This is a genomic window from Chromobacterium amazonense (assembly GCF_001855565.1).
Taxonomy (GTDB): domain Bacteria; phylum Pseudomonadota; class Gammaproteobacteria; order Burkholderiales; family Chromobacteriaceae; genus Chromobacterium; species Chromobacterium amazonense.
In genome coordinates this window covers 1-20,360 of the sequence record NZ_MKCR01000026.1, presented here as the reverse complement: position 1 = coordinate 20,360, position 20,360 = coordinate 1, and the positions used below count along the sequence as shown (strand labels likewise).

Below are 20,360 nucleotides of genomic sequence, written 5' to 3'. Positions count from 1 at the left end.
ACCAAATAAAACATTTGCATGCTCGTTTCACGAGGAGACCCTGATGCGCATCCGCTTGACCGCTCTCGCCCTGGCCACCGCAATGGCCCTGCCCGCCGCTGCCCATGCTTACAGCAATATCTATTTCTTTGGGGATAGCCTGTCTGACGTAGGCGCATTCCAACTGCTGCCCACGCCTACCGGCGGCCAATGGCCGCTTAATGCTCGCTGGACCACTGGCAATGGCGCCAACTGGACTGACGTGCTAAGCGGTCATTACGGCCTAAAATCCGTCGCCAATAATCCAAGCAACGCCAATACCAGCAAGCAGGGCAACAATTATGCCCAGGGCGGGGCCATCGCCCAGGACTACACATCCGCGACCACCAACTTCCCGACGGCGGCCGCAGGCATCGAATCGGTCGGCCCCGACAACGCTACAAAAATCCTGGAGCTGCCCACCCAGATCCAGAATTACCTGACCGCCACTGGCGGAAAGGCTGACGCCAACGCCTTGTATACGGTATGGATTGGCGGCAATGATGTGATCGCCGCTCTCTCTACCGCATCGAGCACCACCGGCCAGAAATTCATTACAGCGTCCGCCCAGGCTGCCGCCACCAGCGTAGCGATGCTGGAACGCGCCGGCGCCAAGACCATCATCGTTCCGACACTGCCAGACATGTCGGCTGCGCCGCTGGCTATCTATGCCTCGCTGCAAGCGGTGCAACAAAAACTTGGCCTGACTGACAATCAGGTGAATACCGCCTATGGCGCAGCATGGCAACAATTGAGCGCCGCATCCGGCGCGGGCAACGACCCCAAGTTGATCCAGGCCGCGCTGGCCGCGGCAAACAGCGCTTTGAGCTTGCCGACAGGCACGGTTGCGGCGTTCTACAACGGCACATCGACCCAAGCTGGGGTGCAACCCAGCCTGCAGCAATTGTCCTCCGGCTACAACCAGCTGGTAGACATGATGCTGAGCGGCAACAATCTGCAACACAATGTGGTGCGCGCCAATGTCGCCTTGCTGTTCCAAGAAATCCTGGCCAATCCGGGCAAGTATGGCTTCACCAATGTGACCGGCTCGGCCTGCCCCCAATCCGCCATCAGTTGTCCGGCCAACGTCCTTCCTAATCAGGTCTATGTTTTCACCGATCCGCTGCATCCGACCCCGGCTGCGCATAAGCTGATAGGCGACTATACCTACGGCCTGCTGCAAGCGCCGCTATTCGCCGCCGCCATGCCTGAATCGGCCTTGAACAACGCCCGCCAGCTCGGCAGCGCGCTGGACGCCCGCTACCAGGCCATCCGCTCGCAACAGCGCGCCGTCGGCACGGTCAGCGCATTTGTGGACGGCGCATTCAACCAGGACAAGATTGCTTACAACGGCCTGGAGTCCAAGCCCAAGGGCCAGCTGTACACCCTGGGCCTGGATTTCCAGGCCAGTCCCAGCCTGAGCCTGGGTCTGGCCATGTCGCGCCAGCAGGGCAAGTCCGATGTGACGAGCTCCGGCACCCCCGGCACGCTGAACGACCGCACAACGCTGATGACCGGCCTGGTGAGCTACAACCAGGACAAGTTCTGGATAGACGGCGACGTGCATGTCGGCTCCGGCGACGTCGACACCAGCCGTAGCGTGACGGAAGGCCCGGCGACGATCAACATCGGCGGCAAGACGCGCCAGACCCAGTACGGCATGCGCATTGGCGGCGGCTATCGCCTGCAATACGGCAGCCTCACCCATGGCCCGGTGGCGGGTCTGGATTTCGCGCACGCCAAGGTTGGTGGATTTACCGAACAAGGCGGCAACAGCAGCAGCATGTATTTCAACGAGCAAACCCGCAGCTCGCTGGTGGGCCGCGTGGGTTGGCAGCTGGACGCCACCATCGGTCAATTCAGTCCTTACGCCAAGGTCAGCTACGCCCACGAGTTCAAGCAGGATGACCGCAACGTCACAGCCGGCCTCGCCACCGCCATGGGCGACTGGACAACCAATCTGGGCAAACCCGCCAGCAACTGGATGGAATGGACGGCCGGCGTCAGCGCCAACTTCAACAAGAAGGTCACCGCCTTTGGCCAGCTCACCGCCACCAGCGGCAAGAACGGCGGCAACCAGACTGGCGGCAATATCGGCGTAGCCGTGTCGTTCTGATCCTCCGCGCAGCAAACAAAACAGGCTCCGCATGCGGAGCCTGTTTTGTTTATGCCATCAAGGCGGCTTAGGCCAAGGTTGTCTCGATCAAGGCCTTGACCTGGCCGGCATCCGCCGGCAGCGTCACCACGCGCTGCGGCAAGGCTTCCAGCCGCTCGAAGCCGGCTGGGCGCGGCGGGTCGCGGTCCAGGGCCTCGCGTATGGTTTCGGCGAACTTGGCCGGCAGCGCGGTTTCCAGGCAGACGATATTCTCGCCCGCGCGCCGCAGCTGGCGCGCCACCTTGATGCCGTCGGCGGTGTGGGTGTCCACCACCACGCCGTCCTCGGCGTCCACTTGGCGGATGGTCGCAATGCGGTCGGCGTGCGCGCTCTTGCCGGAGACGAAACCGAACGCTTCGCGCACCCGGCTCATCGTTTCCGCATCCAGCTGGAAGCCGCCGCCGGCATCCACCTCGGCCCACAAGCGCTTCACCGCCTCGCCGTCGCGGCCCATCAGGTCGAACACGAAGCGCTCGAAGTTGGAGGCCTTGGAGATGTCCATGGACGGGCTGGAAGTGACATAGGTGCGCTCGCTGCCGCGCGGCGCATAGCGGCCGGTGCGGAAGAACTCGTCCAATACGTCGTTTTCGTTGGTGGCGACGATCAGGCGGTCGATAGGCAGGCCCATCTGCCGCGCCACATGGCCGGCGCAGACGTTGCCGAAGTTGCCGGACGGCACGCAGAAGCTGACTAGCTGATCGTTGCTGTCCGTGGCGCGGAAGTAGCCATTGAAGTAATACACTACCTGCGCCACCACACGCGCCCAGTTGATGGAATTGACGGTGCCGATCTTGTGGCGCGCCTTGAAGGCATGGTCGTTCTGCACCGCCTTCACGATGTCCTGGCAGTCGTCGAACATGCCCTGGATGGCGATGTTGTGGATGTTTGCATCCTGCAGGCTGTACATCTGCGCGCGCTGGAAGGCGCTCATCTTGCCGTCCGGGCTCAGCATGAACACCTGGATGCCGCGCTTGCCGCGCATGGCGTATTCGGCGGCGGAGCCGGTGTCGCCGGAAGTGGCGCCCAGGATGTTCAGCGTCTCGCCGCGCTTGTCCAGCACGTATTCGAACAGCTGGCCCAGGAACTGCATGGCCATGTCCTTGAACGCCAGCGTCGGACCATTGGACAGCTCCAGGATGGCCAGGCCGTCATGCAGGCGCTTGAGCGGCGCGATGGCCTCGCTGCCGAAGGTTTCCGCGCGGTAGGCGCGTTCGACGATGCCCTTCAGGTCGTCCGCCGGGATGTCGTCGGCGAACAGGCGGATGATTTCAAACGCCAGATCGGCGTAGCCCAGTTGCCGCCAGGCATCCAGCGTGGCGCGGTCGATCTGCGGGTAGCGCTCCGGCAGCAACAGGCCGCCGTCCGGCGCCAGGCCCATCAGCACGGTTTCGCAAAACGGCAGCGGCGCCATGCCGCCGCGGGTACTGACGTATTTCATTGCTGTGTTTCCAGATATTGGCCGCAGGCGGCGGACGCCTCCTTCAGGCGCTGTTTGCCGCGCGGGTCGTCTTTCTTGATCTGGCCGGTGAGCACGCCCATCACCTCTTCCGCGGTGAAGGTATTGGCCAGTTTCTCGCTGGCGCACTGGCAATAACGCTGCACCTGCTCGTTGCCTGGCTGGCCGACGCCGTCGGAAGCCGGCGTGCGCTTCAGACAGCCGCGCATCAGGAAACCCTGCAGCAACTGATGCTGGCCGGGGCTCAGCGGCGTCGCCGCGGCGACGCCGGTAAACAACGCGGCGTACAAGCCGGCTTGCAAAGACTTAGTCATTCAACTCTTCCATCCTCAGACGCACTACCTTGCCAGCTACGCTGTCCAGCGCTTCGATGCTGGCTATGGCCCGATTGATCGCTTTTTCCTGCACTCGGTGGGTCAGAATCACCACTTCGGCGGTGCCGTCGCTGACCGATCCCTTCTGGATCAGCGCCTCGATCGAGATGCCGTTCTCCGCCAGCAGGCGGGTGATGTTGGCCAGCACGCCGGCGCGGTCCACGGCGCCGATGCGCAAATAATACGAGCTGGTGACATCGGCGATAGGCAGGATAGGCAGATCCTGCAGCTGGTCCGGCTGGAAGGCCAGATGCGGCACGCGATGCTCCGGGTCGGAAGTCAGCAAACGGGTGACGTCGACGATATCCGCTACCACGGCCGACGCGGTGGGCAGGGCGCCGGCACCGGCGCCGTAGTACAGCGTCGGACCCAGCGCGTCGCCCTTGACCAGCACCGCGTTCATCACGCCGTTGACGTTGGCGATCAGCCGGCTTTCCGGAATCAGCGTCGGATGCACGCGCAGCTCCACGCCCTTGTCGGTGCGGCGGGTCAGGCCCAGCAGCTTGACGCGGTAGCCCAGCTCCTCGGCGTAGCGGATGTCGCGGCCGTCCAGCTTGCTGATGCCCTCCAGATAGCACTGATCGAACTGCATCGGGATGCCGAAAGCCAGCGCCGCCATGATGGTCAGCTTGTGGCCGGCGTCGTGGCCTTCGATGTCGAAGGTCGGGTCCGCCTCGGCGTAACCGAGTTTCTGCGCCTCGGCCAGCACCTCGGCGAAGCTGGCGCCCTTGTCGCGCATCTCGGTCAGGATGAAGTTGGAGGTGCCGTTGATGATGCCGGCGATCCATTCGATGCGGTTGGCGGCCAGGCCTTCGCGCAAGGTTTTGATGATGGGGATGCCGCCGGCCACGGCCGCCTCGAACGCCACCATCACGCCCTTCTCCTGGGCGCGGGCGAAAATTTCCGTGCCGTGCAGCGCCAGCAGCTTCTTGTTGGCGGTGACCACATGCTTGCCGTTGGCGATGGCCTTCAGCACCAGTTCCTTGGCGATGGTGTCGCCGCCGATCAATTCAACCACGATGTCCACGTCCGGATTGTTGACGACCAGCAGCGCATCGTCCACCACCTGCACATCCGGCCCCAAGGCGGCGCGGGCCTTGGCCACGTCGCGGTTAGCGGCCTGGATCAGGCGGATTTCTCGGCCGGCGCGGCGGGTGATCTCGCCGGCGTTGCGTTTCAACACGGTGGCGGTGCCGCCGCCGACGGTGCCGACGCCCATCAGGCCGATATTGATCGGTTTCATATACATCTCCATTCAGTCCCTGGTTTTTATTCGGCTCAAGGCCGTCTGGACAGCTTGGGCTATCCGCACGGTCCTGCCGGCGGCGGATTTCTCCGCCGCCTCATAACGCTACGATCAGACCTCGCTGCCGTGGCGCTTGCGGTAACGCTCGAGGAAGCTGGCGATCCGGCCGATGGCCTCGATCAGATCATCCGAGTTGGGAAGGAATACCACGCGGAAGTGATCGTGCGCAATCCAGTTGAAGCCGCTGCCCTGTACCAGCAGCACCTTCTCCTGTTGCAACAGCTCCAGGATGAACTGCTGGTCGTCGGCGATCGGGTAAACCTTGGGATCCAGCTTGGGGAACAAGTACAGGGCGCCCTGCGGCTTGACGCAGCTGACGCCCGGTATCTCGGTCAACAGCTTGTGCGCCAGATCGCGCTGGCGAGCCAGGCGGCCGCCCGGCGCCACCAAGTCGTCTATGCTCTGGTAGCCGCCCAGCGCGGTCTGGATCGCATACTGCGAAGGCACGTTGGCGCACAGCCGCATCGAGGCCAGCATGTTCAGGCCCTCGATATAGTCCTTGGCATGCGTCTTCTCGCCGGACAGCACCATCCAGCCGGCGCGGTAGCCGCAGGCTCGGTAGTTCTTGGACAGGCCGTTCAGCGTCACCACGAACAGGTCCGGCGCCAGCGAGGCGATGGAGGTGTGCTTGACCGCGTCGTACAGCACCTTGTCGTAGATTTCGTCGGCGTAGATGATCAACTGGTGCTGGCGCGCCAGGTCGACGATCTGCTGCAGCAAGGCCGGCGGATACACCGCGCCGGTCGGGTTGTTCGGGTTGATGATGACGATGGCGCGGCTGGACGGGGTGATCTTGGCGCGGATGTCGTCGATGCTGGGGAACCAGCCCTGCTCTTCGTCGCAGACGTAGTGCACGGCCTTGCCGCCGGCCAGGCTGACCGCCGCGGTCCACAGCGGATAGTCCGGCGCCGGCACCAGCACTTCGTCGCCGTTGTCCAGCAGCGCCTGCATGGCCATCACGATCAGTTCGGACACGCCGTTGCCGATGATGATGTCGTCCATCGCCACATTGGGCAGGCTCTTCTGCTGCGCGTAATGCATGATGGCCTTGCGCGCGGCGAACAGGCCCTTGGAATCGGAATAGCCGGAGGCGGCCGGCAGGTTGACGATCACGTCCTCGATGATCTCGTCCGGGGCGAAGAAGCCAAACGGCGCCGGGTTGCCGATATTCAGCTTGATGATGCGATGGCCCTCATCCTCCATCTTCTTGGCGTGCTCGAGCACCGGGCCACGAATGTCGTAGCAGACGTTGGCGAGCTTGTTGGATTTATGTACGGGCTGCATGGAGGGGGTTTCCGTTTCGGGCTGCCCGCCAGACGCTATGGCGTTTCTTTGGCGGTGTGGCTGTTTCATGGGATCTCTCGTATTGGTTGGCCGGCGGGAAACCACATACAGGGCGTGGTCGCGTCCACTCCGGGTCTGGGTATAATCCTATCCCAATCTTTGACGCACTGCACAGCGCCGACGCGCGGCGCGCGCATCGTCCGCAACCCAGAGTCAATGGAGCCATTCCGATGAAAATGCATCAGTCGCTGGGACAGGGCAAAAACCTGTTCACCGGCTACGGCGAAGGCCATGTGCTGATCAACGCCCAACGCCACGACGGCAACCTGATCGTCAGCGGCGACGAGATCGTCAGCTGGGCCGCGCCGGACTTCGCCAGCCTGGCCGCGGAGCATTTCGAGGTCTTGCTGGCTTATCAGCCGGAAGTGGTGCTGTTCGGTTCCGGCAAGAGCCAACGCTTCGTCCATCCCAAGCTGTACGCCGCGCTGACCCAGGCCGGCATAGGCATCGAGTGCATGGACACCCAGGCCGCCTGCCGCACCTTCAACATCCTGCTGGCGGAAGACCGCCGCGTGATCGCGGCGCTGCTGGCGATCTAAGCCGCTTCCTCCGCCCGCGTCCGCGCGGGTTCGCGGTGATAGGCCCACACCACGCCCGCCGCAGCCAAGGCCAATAGCGCGAGCAGGGCGAACAGCGCCGGCTGGCTCCAAGACAGCCCGATCAGCACGCCGCCCAGCCACGGACCCAGCACCGAGCCGATGCGGCCGATGCCTAGGCTCCAGCCTACGCCGGTGGCGCGCAGGCCGGTGGGATAGGCGCTGGCCGCCAGCGCGTTGACCGCCGGCTGGACGCCGATGACGCAAAAGCCGGCGCAAAACAGCAGCCCATACAGCCACAAGGCCTCGCCTTCGATGCCGCCCAGCGTCCACAAGCCCAATGCCGCCAGCAGAAAGCTGGCCAGCAACACCTTGCGGAAGCCCAGACGGTCTATCCAGTGACCGAAGACCAACGTGCCCACCACTCCGCCCAGTTGCAGCATGCTGCCCGCCAGCAGGGCATGGCGCATGTCCAGCCCTTGCGCCCGCAGCAGCGACGGCATCCAGTTGGACAGGAAATACAGCACGATCAGATTCAGAAAGCTGAGCAGCCACAGCAGCAGCGTACGCCGCGCCAAGCCATGGCGGAACAGTTCGATCACCGGATTGCGCGAGGCCGGCTGTTCCGCCAGCCACGGCTGGCAATCGGCCGGCAAGGCAGGGTCCATCCGCCGCAGCCAGAACAGGGCCTGCGCCGGCCGACCGCGCAGCAGCAGGAATTTCGCCGACTCGGGCAGACCGCGCAGCATAGGCAACCACAATAGCAGCGGCGCGGCACCGCCGACGATGAACACCGCGCGCCAGCCATGGGCCGGAATCAGCCAGGCGGCCAGCAAGCCCCCCAGCAGCGCGCCGGCGGTGAAGCCGCAGGAAATGATCATCATCAGGCTGGCGCGCCGCCGCGCCGGGCTATATTCGCCGGCCAGCGCCATCGCATTGGGCATGATGCCGCCCAAGCCGATGCCGGTGATCAGCCGCAGCGCGATCAACTGCGGCAGGCTGGCGGCCAGGGACGTGGCCAGCATGCCGGCGGAAAAGAGCAGCGTGCACAGCAGCAACACCGGGCGGCGGCCGATGCGGTCCGCCACGGCGCCGAACAGCAGCGCGCCCAGCATCAGCCCCAGCAGACCCGAGCCGAACACCGGCCCCAGCGCCGCCTTGGCGATGCCCCAGTCTTCCAGCAGGGCCGGCGCCACATAACCCATGGCCTGCACGTCGAAGCCGTCCAGAATCATGCACAAGCCGCACAGAATCAACAGCCGATACTGAAATGCGCCCAACGGCCGCTCGTCCAACCACTTGCCCAGCTCCATGCCCGCCCCTTCGATATGCCAACGTCAAAACAGCATCGAGAAATGTCGGGGATGGGTCAAGCTGCGGCGCAGCACATGACCATCCACGAGACTGGCCGCAAACAAACGTCGCCAGCGCGGGTGCAGATGAAAGATTTCGAAATCAGGAATGGAGTCCGCTTCGCGGACGATGATTCGCTTGCCGGTTCCGCCCGGCGAACGGGCAAGGGAACTGTCCCGCCAGTTCCCTTGCAACCCTAGGCGACCCCAACGGCCCGAGAAACCCCGACAAAACAGCCTTGCTCCAGGAAGCCGCCGATCAAAAAAGCGGCGGCTTAAAGCCCCTGGCCCAAGGCTGTTTTGCCGGCACGGGCCGACGGGGAATGGGATGGCTGCCGATGCGCCATGCAAATCGTTAAGGCTAGAAAAGCCGCAGCCAAGTAGGGCGGGCAGGCCATCAGGCCTTGCCCGCGCTGCGCAGCCACGCCCTTCCCACTACCAAACCAAAATGCCACTGTCCACGCTAAGGCGACAGCATTTATCAGCACATCCTCGGCAGGGCCGCTACAGCCTGCCCAGCCATCAATGCAGCTTCAAGGCCGGCCGCGCCGCGCGGCGCAGCTTGTCGCCGATGAACAGCAGCACCGCCAGCACCCAGCCATGCACTGCCGCCTGGTGCATGCGGTACAGCGAGGCGTAGATCAGCTTCGCGCCGCGGCCTTCCACGTGGTAATCGCGCTTCGGCCCCACCACGGCCGCCAGGCTGCCCACCGCGGTGTGCTTGCCCAGCGACACCATCATGCCCTGCGGCTTGAACACAAACGGCCGCGCCGGCTTGTCGTCCAGTCGGCGAGCCAGTTCGTCGGCCAGGTAGCGCGCCTGCTGGTGCGCAACCTGGGCGGTGGCGGACAGCATGCGGCCGCTGTCGCCGTCCGGCGCGGCGGCGCAATCGCCCATCGCGTAGATGCAGTCGCCGCCGGCGCAATGCAGCCGGGTATCCACCACCAGCTGGTTGACGCGGTTCACTTCCAGGCCGTCCAGCGTGGCCAGCCAGGCCGGTGCCTTGACGCCGGCGGCCCACACCGTGATGTCGGCTTCGATCTTGCGGCCATCCTTCAACGCCACGCCATCGGCCTCCACCGCCGCCACCAGGCTGTTGGTCAGCACCTGAATGCGCTTGGCCGCGAGTTGCTCCTCGGCGTAAGCGGACAGCGACGGCGGCGCCGCGGCCAGGATGCGCTCGGCGCCTTCGATCACGCTGATCTTGACGCGTTCCGGCTGCAGGCGCGCGCCATAGTGGTGCAGCTCGCACATGGTATGGTTCAGCTCGGCGGCCAGTTCCACCCCGGTGGCGCCGCCGCCGACGATGGCGATGGACAGCGCGCGCGCCGGCGCCGCGGCGCCGCTGGCGCGGAAGGCCTGCTCCAGCACGCGGTGGCGCAGCTTTTCGGCATCGGCCGGCGTGTTCAGGAACATGGCGTGCTCGGCCACGCCGGGCGTGCCGAAGTCGTTGGCCTGAGCGCCCACCGCGATCACCAGCCAGTCATAGGACACATCGCGCGCCGGGCTCAGTTCGCTCCCATCCTGGCTCTGGATGGCAGACAGCCGTATCGTGCGTTGCGCCTGGTCCAGGCCGGTCATGTAGCCGAATTCGAAATCGTAGCCGTTGCGGTAGCCGTGGGCGAAGTAATTGACTTCGTCCTCGCCGGTATTCAAGGCCCCGGTCGCCACTTCGTGCAACAGCGGTTTCCAGATATGGGTGGGCGAGCCATCGACCAGCACGATTTGCGCGCGGTGGCGCGCGCCCAGGGTGCGGCCCAGGCGGGTGGCCAGCTCTAGCCCCCCAGCGCCTCCCCCGACAATGACGATGCGCGGCAGCGCGGCGTTGCGGCTTAACATAAGCAGCTCCTGATGAGTGGTATTTTTGGCCAAGATTACCGCATTTTTCGCCCGCTCTGCGGCATCCGGCAATAATTAGCACCATGCCATGGAAGATTCATGCCATCCGCCTGATTCGGCAGACATTTACCTGCATGCCGCTGGCAAGGCATCCAAAAAACATGCAGTTGGCCGCCGCGCGGCAGCCGACCCACTTATCCACAGCCATCCGCCATGACCGACACTTACCCACAAGGCGGCGCGCCTGGCTCCATCATGCCCAAGAAAAACGGGCAACAGCCGTTGGCCATTGCCCGTTTCTCCCGCTCGCCAAAACATCGGCGCAACATCGGCCCTACCACAACGTCTTGGCCAACAGCGCCGCCAGCAGCAGGGCGATCAGCAGCAGCAGGAAATTCTGTCGCTTCTGTTCGCGCATCAGCTGGATATAGCCTTCCACCAGCAAGTCGGTCTTGGCCGAGCTCAGCGTATCGTTCAGTTTGCGCGGCAAGGTCGGCAAGGTCGTCGCCCATTGCGGCGCTTCATTTTTCAGCGTGCGCAACAGGCCGCGCCAACCGACCTGCTCGTTCATCCACTTGGTCAGGAACGGCTTCGCCGTATCCCACAAGTCCAGCTCCGGGTCCAGCTGGCGGCCCAGGCCTTCGATATTCAGCAAAGTCTTCTGCAGCAGCACCAGCTGCGGTTGGATTTCCACATTGAAGCGGCGGCTGGTTTCAAACAGGCGCAACAGCACCATGCCGAAGGAAATTTGCGACAGCGGCTTCTCGAAGATGGGTTCGCACACGGTTCGCACCGCGGCTTCCAGCTCCTCGGCGCGGGTATCCTTGGGCACCCAGCCCGATTCGATGTGGGCGGTGGCCACGCGGTGGTAGTCGCGGTTGAAGAAAGCCAGGAAGTTGACCGCCAGATAGTGCTTGTCGGTGTCGGTCAAGCTGCCGACGATGCCGAAGTCCAGCGCGATATAGCGGCCGTCGGCGGCCACGAAGATATTGCCCGGATGCATGTCGGCATGGAAAAAGCCGTGGCGGAACACTTGGGTGAAAAAGATTTCCACGCCGTAGCGGCTAAGCTTGCTCAGATCGATGCCGGCCTGCCGCAGCTGCTCCACCTGGCCTACCGGGATGCCATGCATCCACTCCAGCGTCAGCACCTCGCGGCTGGAGTAGTCGTAGAACACTTCCGGCACGATCAGCTTGTCCGAGCCCTTGAAGTTGCGCCGCAGCTGCGAGGCGTTGGCCGCCTCGTGCATCATGTCCAGCTCGTCGTGCAGATATTTGTCGAACTCGGCCACCACCTCGCGCGGCTTCAGCCGCTTGCCGTCGGCGAACAGCTTCTCCACCCAGCCGGCCAGGGTGCGCATCAGGGACAGGTCCTGCTCGATCACCGGCAGGATGCCGGGCCGCAGCACCTTGACCGCCACTTCGCGGCCGCGGCTGCCGTCCGCTTGCCGCAGCCAGGCCTTGTGCACTTGGGCGACGGAGGCGCTGGCCACCGGGGTCAGGTTGAAATCGACATAGACTTCATCGATCTTGCGGCCCAGGCTGCTTTCCACCACCTGTTGCGCCAGCGCGCCGTCAAACGGCGGCACCCGGTCTTGCAGCAAGGCCAGCTCGTCGGCGTACTCCGGCGGCAGCAAGTCCCGCCGCGTGGACAGCACCTGGCCGAACTTGACGAAGATCGGGCCCAGGCTCTCCAGCGCCATTCGCATCCGCGCCGGCAGCGGCGCGGCGGTGTCGCGCGGGATGGGGCACAGGCGGAACAGCTTGTGCAGGAAGGCCAGCCTGGAATGCCCTTCCAGGAAATCATCCAAACCGTAGCGGTACAGGGTGGCAACAATCTTCAGCGAGCGCGATATCGACATAAATCCGTCAGGTCTGGGAATTCTGTTTATGATTGAGCGCGGCTTCCAGCCGCTCCAGCCGCTTATCCAGCCGGCCGGCGTCATCGCGCAGCTTGTCCACGTCTTGCACGAAGCGTCCCACCTGGTGCCGGCCGGCCAGCACCGCGCCATCCTCGCGCAAGTGCTCCAGCCAGTTGTCGGCCAGGCGGAAGGCCAACTGCCCTTTGAAGCCGAACAGGCCGCGCGCCAGCGTTTCGATGCGTTGCGCCGCCACATCGCCGAACACCCGCGACAGGTCTTCGCTGGCGTGCCATTGCAGCTGGCCGATGATGCGGCCGAGCGCGGCGGCCAGCTCGGCGTCGCCCTCCAGCGCGATGTCCGACAACTGCGGCGCCTGGCCGCTCAGGTGCGAGAACAGCACGCCGTGGCGCAGCACCAGCTTGGCTTCCGGCTCACCCTCGCAGGCGGCCAGCCAGCCCTCGGCGGTAATCACGCCAGCCACATGCAGCGGCGGCAGCGCGATGGCGACCCGCCGGCCGACAAAGCGCGCCAGCTCGGCGCGCCGCGCCGGATGCTGGTTCAAGAGATGGTTGAATGCGGCGATGGTCAGAGCCATGTGTTTACTCCGGTGAACCGTCACGCCCGCCAGCGCCAATGCCAGGGCTCGTACAGATAGCCGCTGGCGTTGCCGCGCGGGTAGCTCAGATGAAAGCCGAAATCCGCCGCCCGCCGCTCAAGCCAGCCAAAAGCGGCGGTGGTTTCAAACGCTTCCTCCAGCGGCGGCGAGCCGGGCGCGCCGATATCGACGGCGCAGCCGGTGTGGTGCTCGCTGAAGCCGGGCGCTGCGCTGACGCGCAGTATCTGGTCCAGGCTCAGCCCGCGCGCCAGTTTGGCGGCGACGATCTCATGCTGCCGCGCCACGCTGCGAAAAGCCGACAGCAGGAACATCTCCACGCCCTGGTCCGCCGCCGCGCGGCGCATCGCCTGCCAGGCTGCGGCCGCGGCGGGAATGAGCAGAAACTCCCGCCCTTCCGCGTTGGACTCCGCCAACGCCAGCTCGGCCGGCTCGGCATGGATTGCCAGCCCGCGCGCGAGCAAGTCAGCCGGAGCGATCCCCAGCTCGGCCAGACGCGCCGCCAGCTCCGGCGTCATCAGAACTTGACGCCCTTGTGCAGCGCAACAACGCCGCCGGTCAGATTATGGTAGTCCACCTTGCCGAAGCCCGCGTCCAGCATCATCTGCTTCAGCGTCTCCTGATCCGGGTGCATGCGGATCGATTCGGCCAGATACTGGTAGCTGTCGGCGTCGTTCGCCACCAGCTTGCCCATGATGGGCAGGGCCTTGAAGGAGTAGAAGTCGTAAAACGGCGACAGCGGCTTCCACACCTTGGAGAACTCCAGCACGAACAGCCGGCCGCCCGGCTTCAGCACGCGACACATCTCCTTCAGCGCCGCGTCCTTGTGCGTCATGTTGCGCAGGCCGAAAGCCACCGACACCGCGTCGAAATAATTGTCAGGGAACGGCAGCTTCTCCGCGTCGGCCAGCGACACCGGCAAGATCACGCCTTCGTCCAGCAGGCGGTCGCGGCCCACGGTCAGCATCGAGCTGTTGATGTCGGTCAGCCAGACTTCGCCGCTCTTGCCCACGCGCTTGGCCCAGCCGCGCGCCAGGTCGCCGGTGCCGCCGGCGATGTCCAGCACCTTGTCGCCGGCGCGCACGCCGGAGGTGGTCAGCGTGAAATGCTTCCATACCCGGTGCAGGCCGCCGGACATCAGATCGTTCATCACATCGTACTTGCCGGCCACCGAGTGGAAGACTTCGGCCACCTTGCTGGCCTTCTCGCTCTCCGCCACGGTCTTGTAACCGAAATGCGTGGTCTTATCCATGTTCACTCCCTGCTCGCGCCGGCGGCGGCGAGCTTGTCCAGATATTGCTGCCAGTACTGGTCGCGTTTGGCGCCCAGCTCGTATAGATAGCTCCAGCTGTAGAGGCCGCTGTCGTGGCCGTCGTCGAAGGTGATCTTCAGGGCATAGTGGCCCATGGGCTCCAGCGCGGTGATGCCGACATGGCGCTTGCCGGTCTGCAGCTTCTCCTGGCCCACGCCATGGCCGCGCACTTCGGCCGAAGGCGAATAGACGCGCAGATACTCGCACGGCAGCTCGAAACGGGCGCCGTCGTCGAAGGCGATCTCCAACACCTTGGAGATTTGGTGCAGCTGGATTTCCACCGGCTGCGCGGCTTCAGGAATAATTCCAGGCATGAGCTTCCTTCCAATCCTTCAAATTAGCCACGGAAACACACGGAAAGACACGGACAAAACGCATAAACATCCTTGAATTTCAAAATGGCAAGGAGGCTGGCATCAATCCCTCACTTGTCCGGTGAAAGTCCCATATTTGGCTTTGCCTTTATTTCCGTGTCTTTCCGTGTGTTTCCGTGGCTATCACCAGATTATTAGTATTCCTTCTTTTCCAGCAGCATCGCGTCGCCGTAGCTGAAGAAGCGGTACTGCTGCTCCACCGCATGGCGGTAGGCATGGAAAATCTCGTCGTAGCCGGCGAACGCCGACACCAGCATCAACAGCGTCGATTTCGGCAGGTGGAAATTGGTCAGCAGGCGGTCCACCACGCGGAAACGATAACCTGGCGTGATGAAGATGTCGGTCTCGCCGCACCCCGCTTTCAGTTCGCCATGCTGCGCGGCGGATTCCAGCGCGCGCACGCTGGTGGTGCCGATCGCCACCACGCGGCCGCCGCGGGCGCGCGCCGCGGCGACGGCGTCCACCGTGGACTGCGGAATATCGTAAATCTCGCTGTGCATCTTGTGCTCGGCCACATTGTCCACCTTCACCGGCTGGAAGGTGCCGGCGCCGACATGCAGCGTGACGAAGGCGGTGGCGATGCCTTGCGCCTGCAGCGTCGCCAGCATGTCATCGGTGAAGTGCAGGCCGGCGGTAGGCGCCGCCACCGCGCCCTGCTCGCGGGCGTAGACGGTCTGGTAGCGCTCGTCGTCGTCCTGCTCGGCGCTGCGTTCGATATAAGGCGGCAGCGGCAGCTTGCCGGACGCCTCCAGAATATCGTAGACGTTCTCTTCGGCCAGGAAGTGCAGCTTGAACATCGAGTCGTGGCGCTCCACCATCTCCGCTTCCCAGCGGCCGGCGAAAATCAGGCGGCTGCCCGGTTTGGGCGACTTGGACGCGCGGACATGCGCCAGCGCGGTGTGGTCGTCCAGCACGCGTTCAATCAGCGCCTCGACCTTGCCGCCGCTGGCTTTTTCGCCGAACAGGCGGGCGCGGATGACGCGGGTGTCGTTGAACACCAGCAAATCGCCGGCTTGCAAACGCGATGGGAAATCAGCGAAAGTGAGATCGGACAACGTCATGCCGTCCACGTGCAATAGTCGGCTGGCGCCGCGCACGGCCGGCGGATGCTGGGCGATCAAGGCCTCAGGCAGGTGGTAATCGAAATCGGAGAGCTGCATGGTGAAAGCTATGGTTCAGAACCGGCCGATTATACCTGCGCCCAACCATCGGGCACAGTGCCGGGATGGCCAATGCCCGACGCCATCCGCGCTGGACGCGCAAATAACTTCTTGACATATTGCAGATACGCTACACTGCGGCACCCCGATTCACACAAGTTTTTACTCTAAAACCAAGATCTTGCCCTGCGCTCCGGCCGCTAAACGATTGTTTTAATTTCTGCAAACGCTGGACATCTTGCTGCGAAGTGCGGCAAACTCGCGGCCAAGATGAAAAACAGGAGTCAGGCCTTGAGCCGATCCATCCTTGTGCTGCACGGTCCCAACCTCAATCTGCTCGGGGTCAGGGAGCCACAACACTACGGCCGGGACACACTTGACGCCATCAACCAGCGGCTGGCCGATCAGGCCAAAGCCGCCGGCTTTGCTTTGACAGCATTGCAGAGCAACGCCGAGCATGTACTGATTGAACGCATACATCAATGTCTGGATGACGGCACCGCCTTCATCCTGATCAATCCGGCGGCGTTCACCCATACCAGCGTCGCGCTGCGCGATGCGCTGGCGGCGGTGAAAGTGCCGTTTATCGAAGTGCATCTATCCAATGTCCATGCCCGCGAACCCTTCCGCCAGCATTCGTATTTTTCGGATCTGGCGCTCGGTGTGATTTGCGGGTTGGGCCCCCACGGTTACGAGCTGGCGCTGGCGCACGCGCTGCGGCATTTGTCCGCGCAGCCCTGATCGCCGTAACTGAACACCCCATTCGAAGGATCAACAATGGATTTGCGTAAACTCAAGAAACTGATCGACCTGGTCGAAGAGTCCGGCATCGCCGAACTGGAAGTGACCGAGGGCGAAGAAAAAGTCCGCATCACCCGCGTATCCGCCAACCAACAGCCAGGCTACGCCCAGCCGGTGGCGCAAATGTACGCCGCCGCGCCCGCGGCTCCTGCGGCTGCCGCCCCGGTGGCGGCCGCTGCGCCTGCGGCCCAGGCAGTTGCCAATGAGAACGCGATGAAGTCGCCGATGGTCGGCACCTTCTACCGCTCGCCCAGCCCCGGCGCCAAGTCCTTCGTCGAAGTGGGCCAAAGCGTCAACGCCGGCGACACCCTGTGCATCATCGAAGCGATGAAGCTGATGAACGAGATCGAAGCCGACCGCTCCGGCGTGATCAAGGCCATCCTGGTCGAAGACGGCCAGCCGGTGGAGTACGGCGAGCCGCTGTTCGTCATCGAGTAAGACGCTCCGACGACCTCGCGAGATTCAGGGCACGGCCAAGGTCTGTGCCCTTGTCGTTTGACGTGACAGCAAAGGCCGGTCGATCATCCCGACGCTGGCCGGCTTGTGGAGAATTCCATGTTCGAAAAAATTCTAATCGCCAACCGTGGTGAAATCGCCCTGCGCATCCAACGCGCCTGCCGCGAAATGGGCATCAAGACCGTGGTCGTGCATTCCGAGGCCGACCGCGAAGCCAAATACGTGAAGCTGGCCGACGAGTCGGTGTGCATCGGCCCCGCCCCGTCCGCCAAGAGCTATCTCAACGTGCCGGCGCTGATCGCCGCCGCCGAAGTCACCGACGCCCAGGCCATCCATCCCGGCTACGGCTTCCTGTCGGAAAACGCCGACTTCGCCGAGCGCGTCGAGCAATCCGGCTTCGTCTTCATCGGCCCGCGCCCGGACACCATCCGCCTGATGGGCGACAAGGTATCGGCCAAGAACGCGATGATCGAAGCCGGCGTGCCTTGCGTGCCCGGCTCCGACGGCGCCTTGCCGGACGACCCGGTGGAAATCACCAAGATCGCCAAGAAGATCGGCTTCCCGGTCATCATCAAAGCCGCCGGCGGCGGCGGCGGCCGCGGCATGCGCGTGGTGCATACCGAAGGCGCGCTGATCAGCTCGGTGCAGATGACGCGCACCGAAGCCGGCGCGGCGTTCGGCAATCCCACCGTCTACATGGAAAAATTCCTGGAGCATCCGCGCCACATCGAAATCCAGGTGTTGGCCGACGAATATGGCAACGCCATCTATCTGGGCGAGCGCGATTGCTCCATGCAGCGCCGCCACCAGAAAGTGATCGAGGAGGCGCCTGCCCCCGGCATCACCGACAAGCAGCGCCAGAAGATAGGCGAAGCCTGCGCCGAAGCCTGCCGCCGGATCGGCTACCGCGGCGCCGGCACATTTGAATTCCTGTTCGAAAACGGCGAGTTCTACTTCATCGAGATGAACACCCGCGTGCAGGTGGAACACCCGGTGACCGAAATGATCACCGGCGTCGACATCGTTCAGGAGCAGATCCGCATCGCAGCCGGCGAGAAACTGCGCTATAAGCAAAAAGACATTGTGATCTCCGGCCACGCCATGGAATGCCGCATCAATGCCGAGGACCCGTTCACCTTCGTGCCGTCTCCCGGCAAGATCGAGAGCTACCACCCGGCCGGCGGCCCCGGCATCCGCATCGACTCGCACATCTATCAGGGCTATGTCGTGCCGCCCCACTATGACTCGATGGTGGGCAAGCTGATCGCTTATGGCGACACCCGCGAGCAGGCGATAGCCCGGATGCGCGTGGCGCTGTCGGAAATGGCGATTTCCGGCATCAAGACCAATATCCCGCTGCACCAGGAGCTGTTCATGGATGCGGCCTTCCAGCGTGGCGGCACCAGCATCCACTATTTGGAAAACCGCCTGTCGCAGCAGAAAAAAGGGAGCGCCTGATGGCCTGGTTGCAAGCCACCATTGATTCCGATTCCTCTGTCGCCGAACGGCTGGCCGACGCGCTGATGGACGCCGGCGCGCTGTCCACAGCCATCGAGGACGCCTGGGCCGGCACCGACAAGGAGCAGCCCATCTTCGGCGAACCAGGCGAGCCGGTTGACCAGCTGTGGAGCCAGAGCCGCATCATCACGCTGTTCGACGAGAACGACGACCCGGCGCTGCTGATCGCGGCCGCCGCCAACGCCTGCCGGCTGGCCATGCCCAGCTACAAGATAGAGCGCGTGGAAGAGCAGGACTGGGTGCGGCTGACCCAGTCGCAATTCGATCCGATCCGCATCTCCGACCGGCTGTGGATCACCCCCACTTGGCACGAAGCGCCGGAACCGAACGCGGTCAACCTGCAGCTGGACCCGGGCCTGGCCTTCGGCACCGGCAGCCACCCCACCACCCGGCTGTGCCTGCAATGGCTGGACAAGCAGCTGCAAGGCGGCGAGTCCGTGCTCGACTACGGCTGCGGCTCCGGCATCCTGGCCATCGCCGCGCTGAAGCTCGGCGCGGCCTCGGCCGTAGGCATCGACATCGACCCGCAAGCGGTGCGCTCAAGCCAAGACAATGCCGAGCAGAACGGCGTGCAGGCCGACTTCTTCCTGCCGGACGCCAATCCGCAAGCCCAATACGACGTGGTGCTGGCCAACATCCTGGCCAATCCGCTGCGCATGTTGGGCGACTTGCTGGCAAGCCATGTGAAAACCGGTGGTAGAATCGTGCTTTCCGGCATCCTCGCCGAGCAGGCCGACGAGCTGTCCGCCATCTATAGCCAGTGGTTCGAGATGGACGCGCCTGTGTTCGACGAAGGATGGACCAGACTGACAGGAACCCGACGCGCCGCCGTATGACATACACGACACAGTGCCCCAACTGCCAGACCCGATTCAAGGTCAATGACAGCCAGTTAGCAGCCGCCGATGGACTGGTGCGCTGCGGGCGCTGTTCGCATGTGTTCAAGGCGCCGGATCATTTCGTCGTCACCCGGCCGGCGCCCGCGCCGGTTGCGCCTCCCCCGCTGATTACCGCGCCGCCGCCAGCCGTCCCGTCGTCCGCCGCGCCCGAGCGCGACCCGATGGACGACTTCGAGCTGGAAGTGCCGGACTTCGACCCGCACGCCAACGCCGCCGAACTCTCCTCATCGATAGCAGCGGCGCCGCAGTACGACCTTCCTGCCGAGCACGCCGCACAGCCGGCTGAGCCGCTGGCGGAAGAAGTCGAAGCCTTCCAGCGCGCGCTGGCCGGGGCCATGCAAAACCGCAATATCACGGCGCCGATAGGCAACCCCTTCAATGAACCGGCCCCCAGCCCGGCCATCGCCGCAGAGCCGGAAGTTTTTGGCAGCCGCCGCCGCGCCGAAGCGCCGCCGGAACCGGAGCCGATCAAACCCGCTGCCCGCATCGAGCCAGAGGAGCCGCTGTTCACCGACGCCGATGCGGTGGAGGAGGATGAGGCCCGCCATCAAAAGCCCGCCGCGCCCTGGCTCAACGGCTTGCTGGCGGCGTTCGCCTTGTTGGGTTTGCTGTTTTTGGCCGCGCAACTGGTCTACATCAATCGCACCCGCATCGCCGCCGAAGCGCCGGAAACCCGTCCCGCGCTGGAACAGCTGTGCAAGTCCATGGGCTGCGACGTGCCCTGGCCGACCGATATCGCGCTGATCCGCACCGAATGGTCGGAACTGGCCTTCGTGCCGGACTACCCCAATCTGATCCAGCTGTCCGCCACGCTGAAGAACCACGCGCAGTACGCTCAGGCTTACCCCATGCTGGAAGTGACGCTGAAGGACAGCGACGACCAGGTGCTGATCCGCAAGGTATTCACGCCCAAGGAATACCTGAAACCGGACGACCTCAAGCTGGGGCGCTTCAATGGCAACAGCGAAGTCAAAGTCACCATGCGG

The 20,360-nt window shown here is 64.1% G+C and carries 19 protein-coding genes; 7 read left to right on the top strand and 12 right to left on the bottom strand.

What is annotated here, in order from left to right; translation table 11 throughout:
• The first annotated feature begins 43 nt into the window (after positions 1-43).
• On the top strand, positions 44-2,134 hold the full coding sequence (locus BI343_RS10350; protein WP_071109636.1) for an autotransporter outer membrane beta-barrel domain-containing protein: 2,091 nt from the start codon (positions 44-46) through the stop codon (positions 2,132-2,134).
• Between the two features lie 67 nt (positions 2,135-2,201).
• Here the strand turns inward: BI343_RS10350 and thrC are convergent, their stop codons facing one another.
• From thrC to BI343_RS10330, 4 genes are all read right to left on the bottom strand, one after another.
• Entirely contained in the window at positions 2,202-3,611 is a 1,410-nt protein-coding gene (thrC, locus tag BI343_RS10345; protein ID WP_071109635.1) for a threonine synthase, read from the bottom strand.
• On the bottom strand, positions 3,608-3,943 hold the full coding sequence (locus BI343_RS10340; protein WP_071109634.1) for a hypothetical protein: 336 nt from the start codon (positions 3,941-3,943) through the stop codon (positions 3,608-3,610). Before BI343_RS10340 ends, thrC begins: the two co-directional genes overlap by 4 nt.
• Positions 3,936-5,246 carry a homoserine dehydrogenase gene (locus BI343_RS10335; RefSeq protein WP_071109633.1) on the bottom strand — a complete coding sequence of 437 codons (1,311 nt, stop codon included), beginning with the start codon at positions 5,244-5,246 and terminating at the stop codon, positions 3,936-3,938. Before BI343_RS10335 ends, BI343_RS10340 begins: the two co-directional genes overlap by 8 nt.
• A 114-nt stretch (positions 5,247-5,360) precedes the next feature.
• Positions 5,361-6,593, bottom strand: a complete 1,233-nt coding sequence (locus tag BI343_RS10330; RefSeq protein ID WP_043623521.1) for a pyridoxal phosphate-dependent aminotransferase — start codon at positions 6,591-6,593, stop codon at positions 5,361-5,363.
• A gap of 230 nt (positions 6,594-6,823) precedes the next feature.
• Between BI343_RS10330 and BI343_RS10325 the strand changes: the two genes are divergently transcribed.
• Positions 6,824-7,192, top strand: coding sequence for an Mth938-like domain-containing protein (locus BI343_RS10325; RefSeq protein ID WP_043623523.1), 369 nt, complete (start codon positions 6,824-6,826; stop codon positions 7,190-7,192).
• Here the strand turns inward: BI343_RS10325 and BI343_RS10320 are convergent.
• The 8 genes from BI343_RS10320 to queA all read right to left on the bottom strand — a co-directional run bounded on the left by BI343_RS10320 (position 7,189) and on the right by queA (position 15,700).
• Entirely contained in the window at positions 7,189-8,502 is a 1,314-nt protein-coding gene (locus BI343_RS10320) for an MFS transporter (protein WP_071109632.1), read from the bottom strand. The two genes, BI343_RS10325 and BI343_RS10320, sit on opposite strands and share 4 nt — an antisense overlap.
• Before the next feature lie 561 nt (positions 8,503-9,063).
• Positions 9,064-10,380: an NAD(P)/FAD-dependent oxidoreductase gene (locus tag BI343_RS10315; protein WP_043623529.1), complete on the bottom strand. Its 1,317-nt coding sequence runs from the start codon at positions 10,378-10,380 to the stop codon at positions 9,064-9,066.
• A gap of 334 nt (positions 10,381-10,714) precedes the next feature.
• Positions 10,715-12,241 carry a ubiquinone biosynthesis regulatory protein kinase UbiB gene (ubiB, locus tag BI343_RS10310; protein WP_071109631.1) on the bottom strand — a complete coding sequence of 509 codons (1,527 nt, stop codon included), beginning with the start codon at positions 12,239-12,241 and terminating at the stop codon, positions 10,715-10,717.
• Positions 12,242-12,248: 7 nt separating this feature from the next.
• Positions 12,249-12,836, bottom strand: coding sequence for a ubiquinone biosynthesis accessory factor UbiJ (locus tag BI343_RS10305; protein ID WP_043623535.1), 588 nt, complete (start codon positions 12,834-12,836; stop codon positions 12,249-12,251).
• 20 nt (positions 12,837-12,856) lie between these two features.
• Complete coding sequence (locus tag BI343_RS10300) at positions 12,857-13,372, bottom strand: M15 family metallopeptidase (protein WP_071109630.1); 516 nt, start codon at positions 13,370-13,372, stop codon at positions 12,857-12,859.
• Positions 13,372-14,106, bottom strand: a complete 735-nt coding sequence (gene ubiE / locus BI343_RS10295) for a bifunctional demethylmenaquinone methyltransferase/2-methoxy-6-polyprenyl-1,4-benzoquinol methylase UbiE (protein ID WP_043623539.1) — start codon at positions 14,104-14,106, stop codon at positions 13,372-13,374. The genes BI343_RS10300 and ubiE overlap by 1 nt, the downstream gene beginning before the upstream one ends.
• A 2-nt stretch (positions 14,107-14,108) precedes the next feature.
• Positions 14,109-14,480, bottom strand: a complete 372-nt coding sequence (locus BI343_RS10290) for a gamma-butyrobetaine hydroxylase family protein (RefSeq protein ID WP_043623541.1) — start codon at positions 14,478-14,480, stop codon at positions 14,109-14,111.
• 194 nt (positions 14,481-14,674) lie between these two features.
• On the bottom strand, positions 14,675-15,700 hold the full coding sequence (queA, locus tag BI343_RS10285) for a tRNA preQ1(34) S-adenosylmethionine ribosyltransferase-isomerase QueA (protein ID WP_071109629.1): 1,026 nt from the start codon (positions 15,698-15,700) through the stop codon (positions 14,675-14,677).
• Between the two features lie 270 nt (positions 15,701-15,970).
• Here queA and aroQ point away from each other — a divergent pair, with 270 nt between their 5' ends.
• The 5 genes from aroQ to BI343_RS10260 all read left to right on the top strand — a co-directional run.
• Positions 15,971-16,441, top strand: coding sequence for a type II 3-dehydroquinate dehydratase (gene aroQ / locus BI343_RS10280; protein ID WP_200886219.1), 471 nt, complete (start codon positions 15,971-15,973; stop codon positions 16,439-16,441).
• 36 nt (positions 16,442-16,477) lie between these two features.
• The gene (gene accB / locus BI343_RS10275; protein ID WP_071109628.1) at positions 16,478-16,939 is read left to right on the top strand and encodes an acetyl-CoA carboxylase biotin carboxyl carrier protein; all 462 of its coding nucleotides are present in this window, start codon (positions 16,478-16,480) and stop codon (positions 16,937-16,939) included.
• A 117-nt stretch (positions 16,940-17,056) separates the two neighbouring features.
• On the top strand, positions 17,057-18,415 hold the full coding sequence (gene accC, locus BI343_RS10270) for an acetyl-CoA carboxylase biotin carboxylase subunit (protein ID WP_043623553.1): 1,359 nt from the start codon (positions 17,057-17,059) through the stop codon (positions 18,413-18,415).
• Entirely contained in the window at positions 18,415-19,311 is an 897-nt protein-coding gene (gene prmA / locus BI343_RS10265; protein WP_071109627.1) for a 50S ribosomal protein L11 methyltransferase, read from the top strand. The genes accC and prmA overlap by 1 nt, the downstream gene beginning before the upstream one ends.
• A partial coding sequence (locus tag BI343_RS10260) for a DUF3426 domain-containing protein (protein ID WP_071109626.1) occupies positions 19,308-20,360 on the top strand: 1,053 nt, incomplete at its 3' end. The genes prmA and BI343_RS10260, both read left to right, overlap by 4 nt.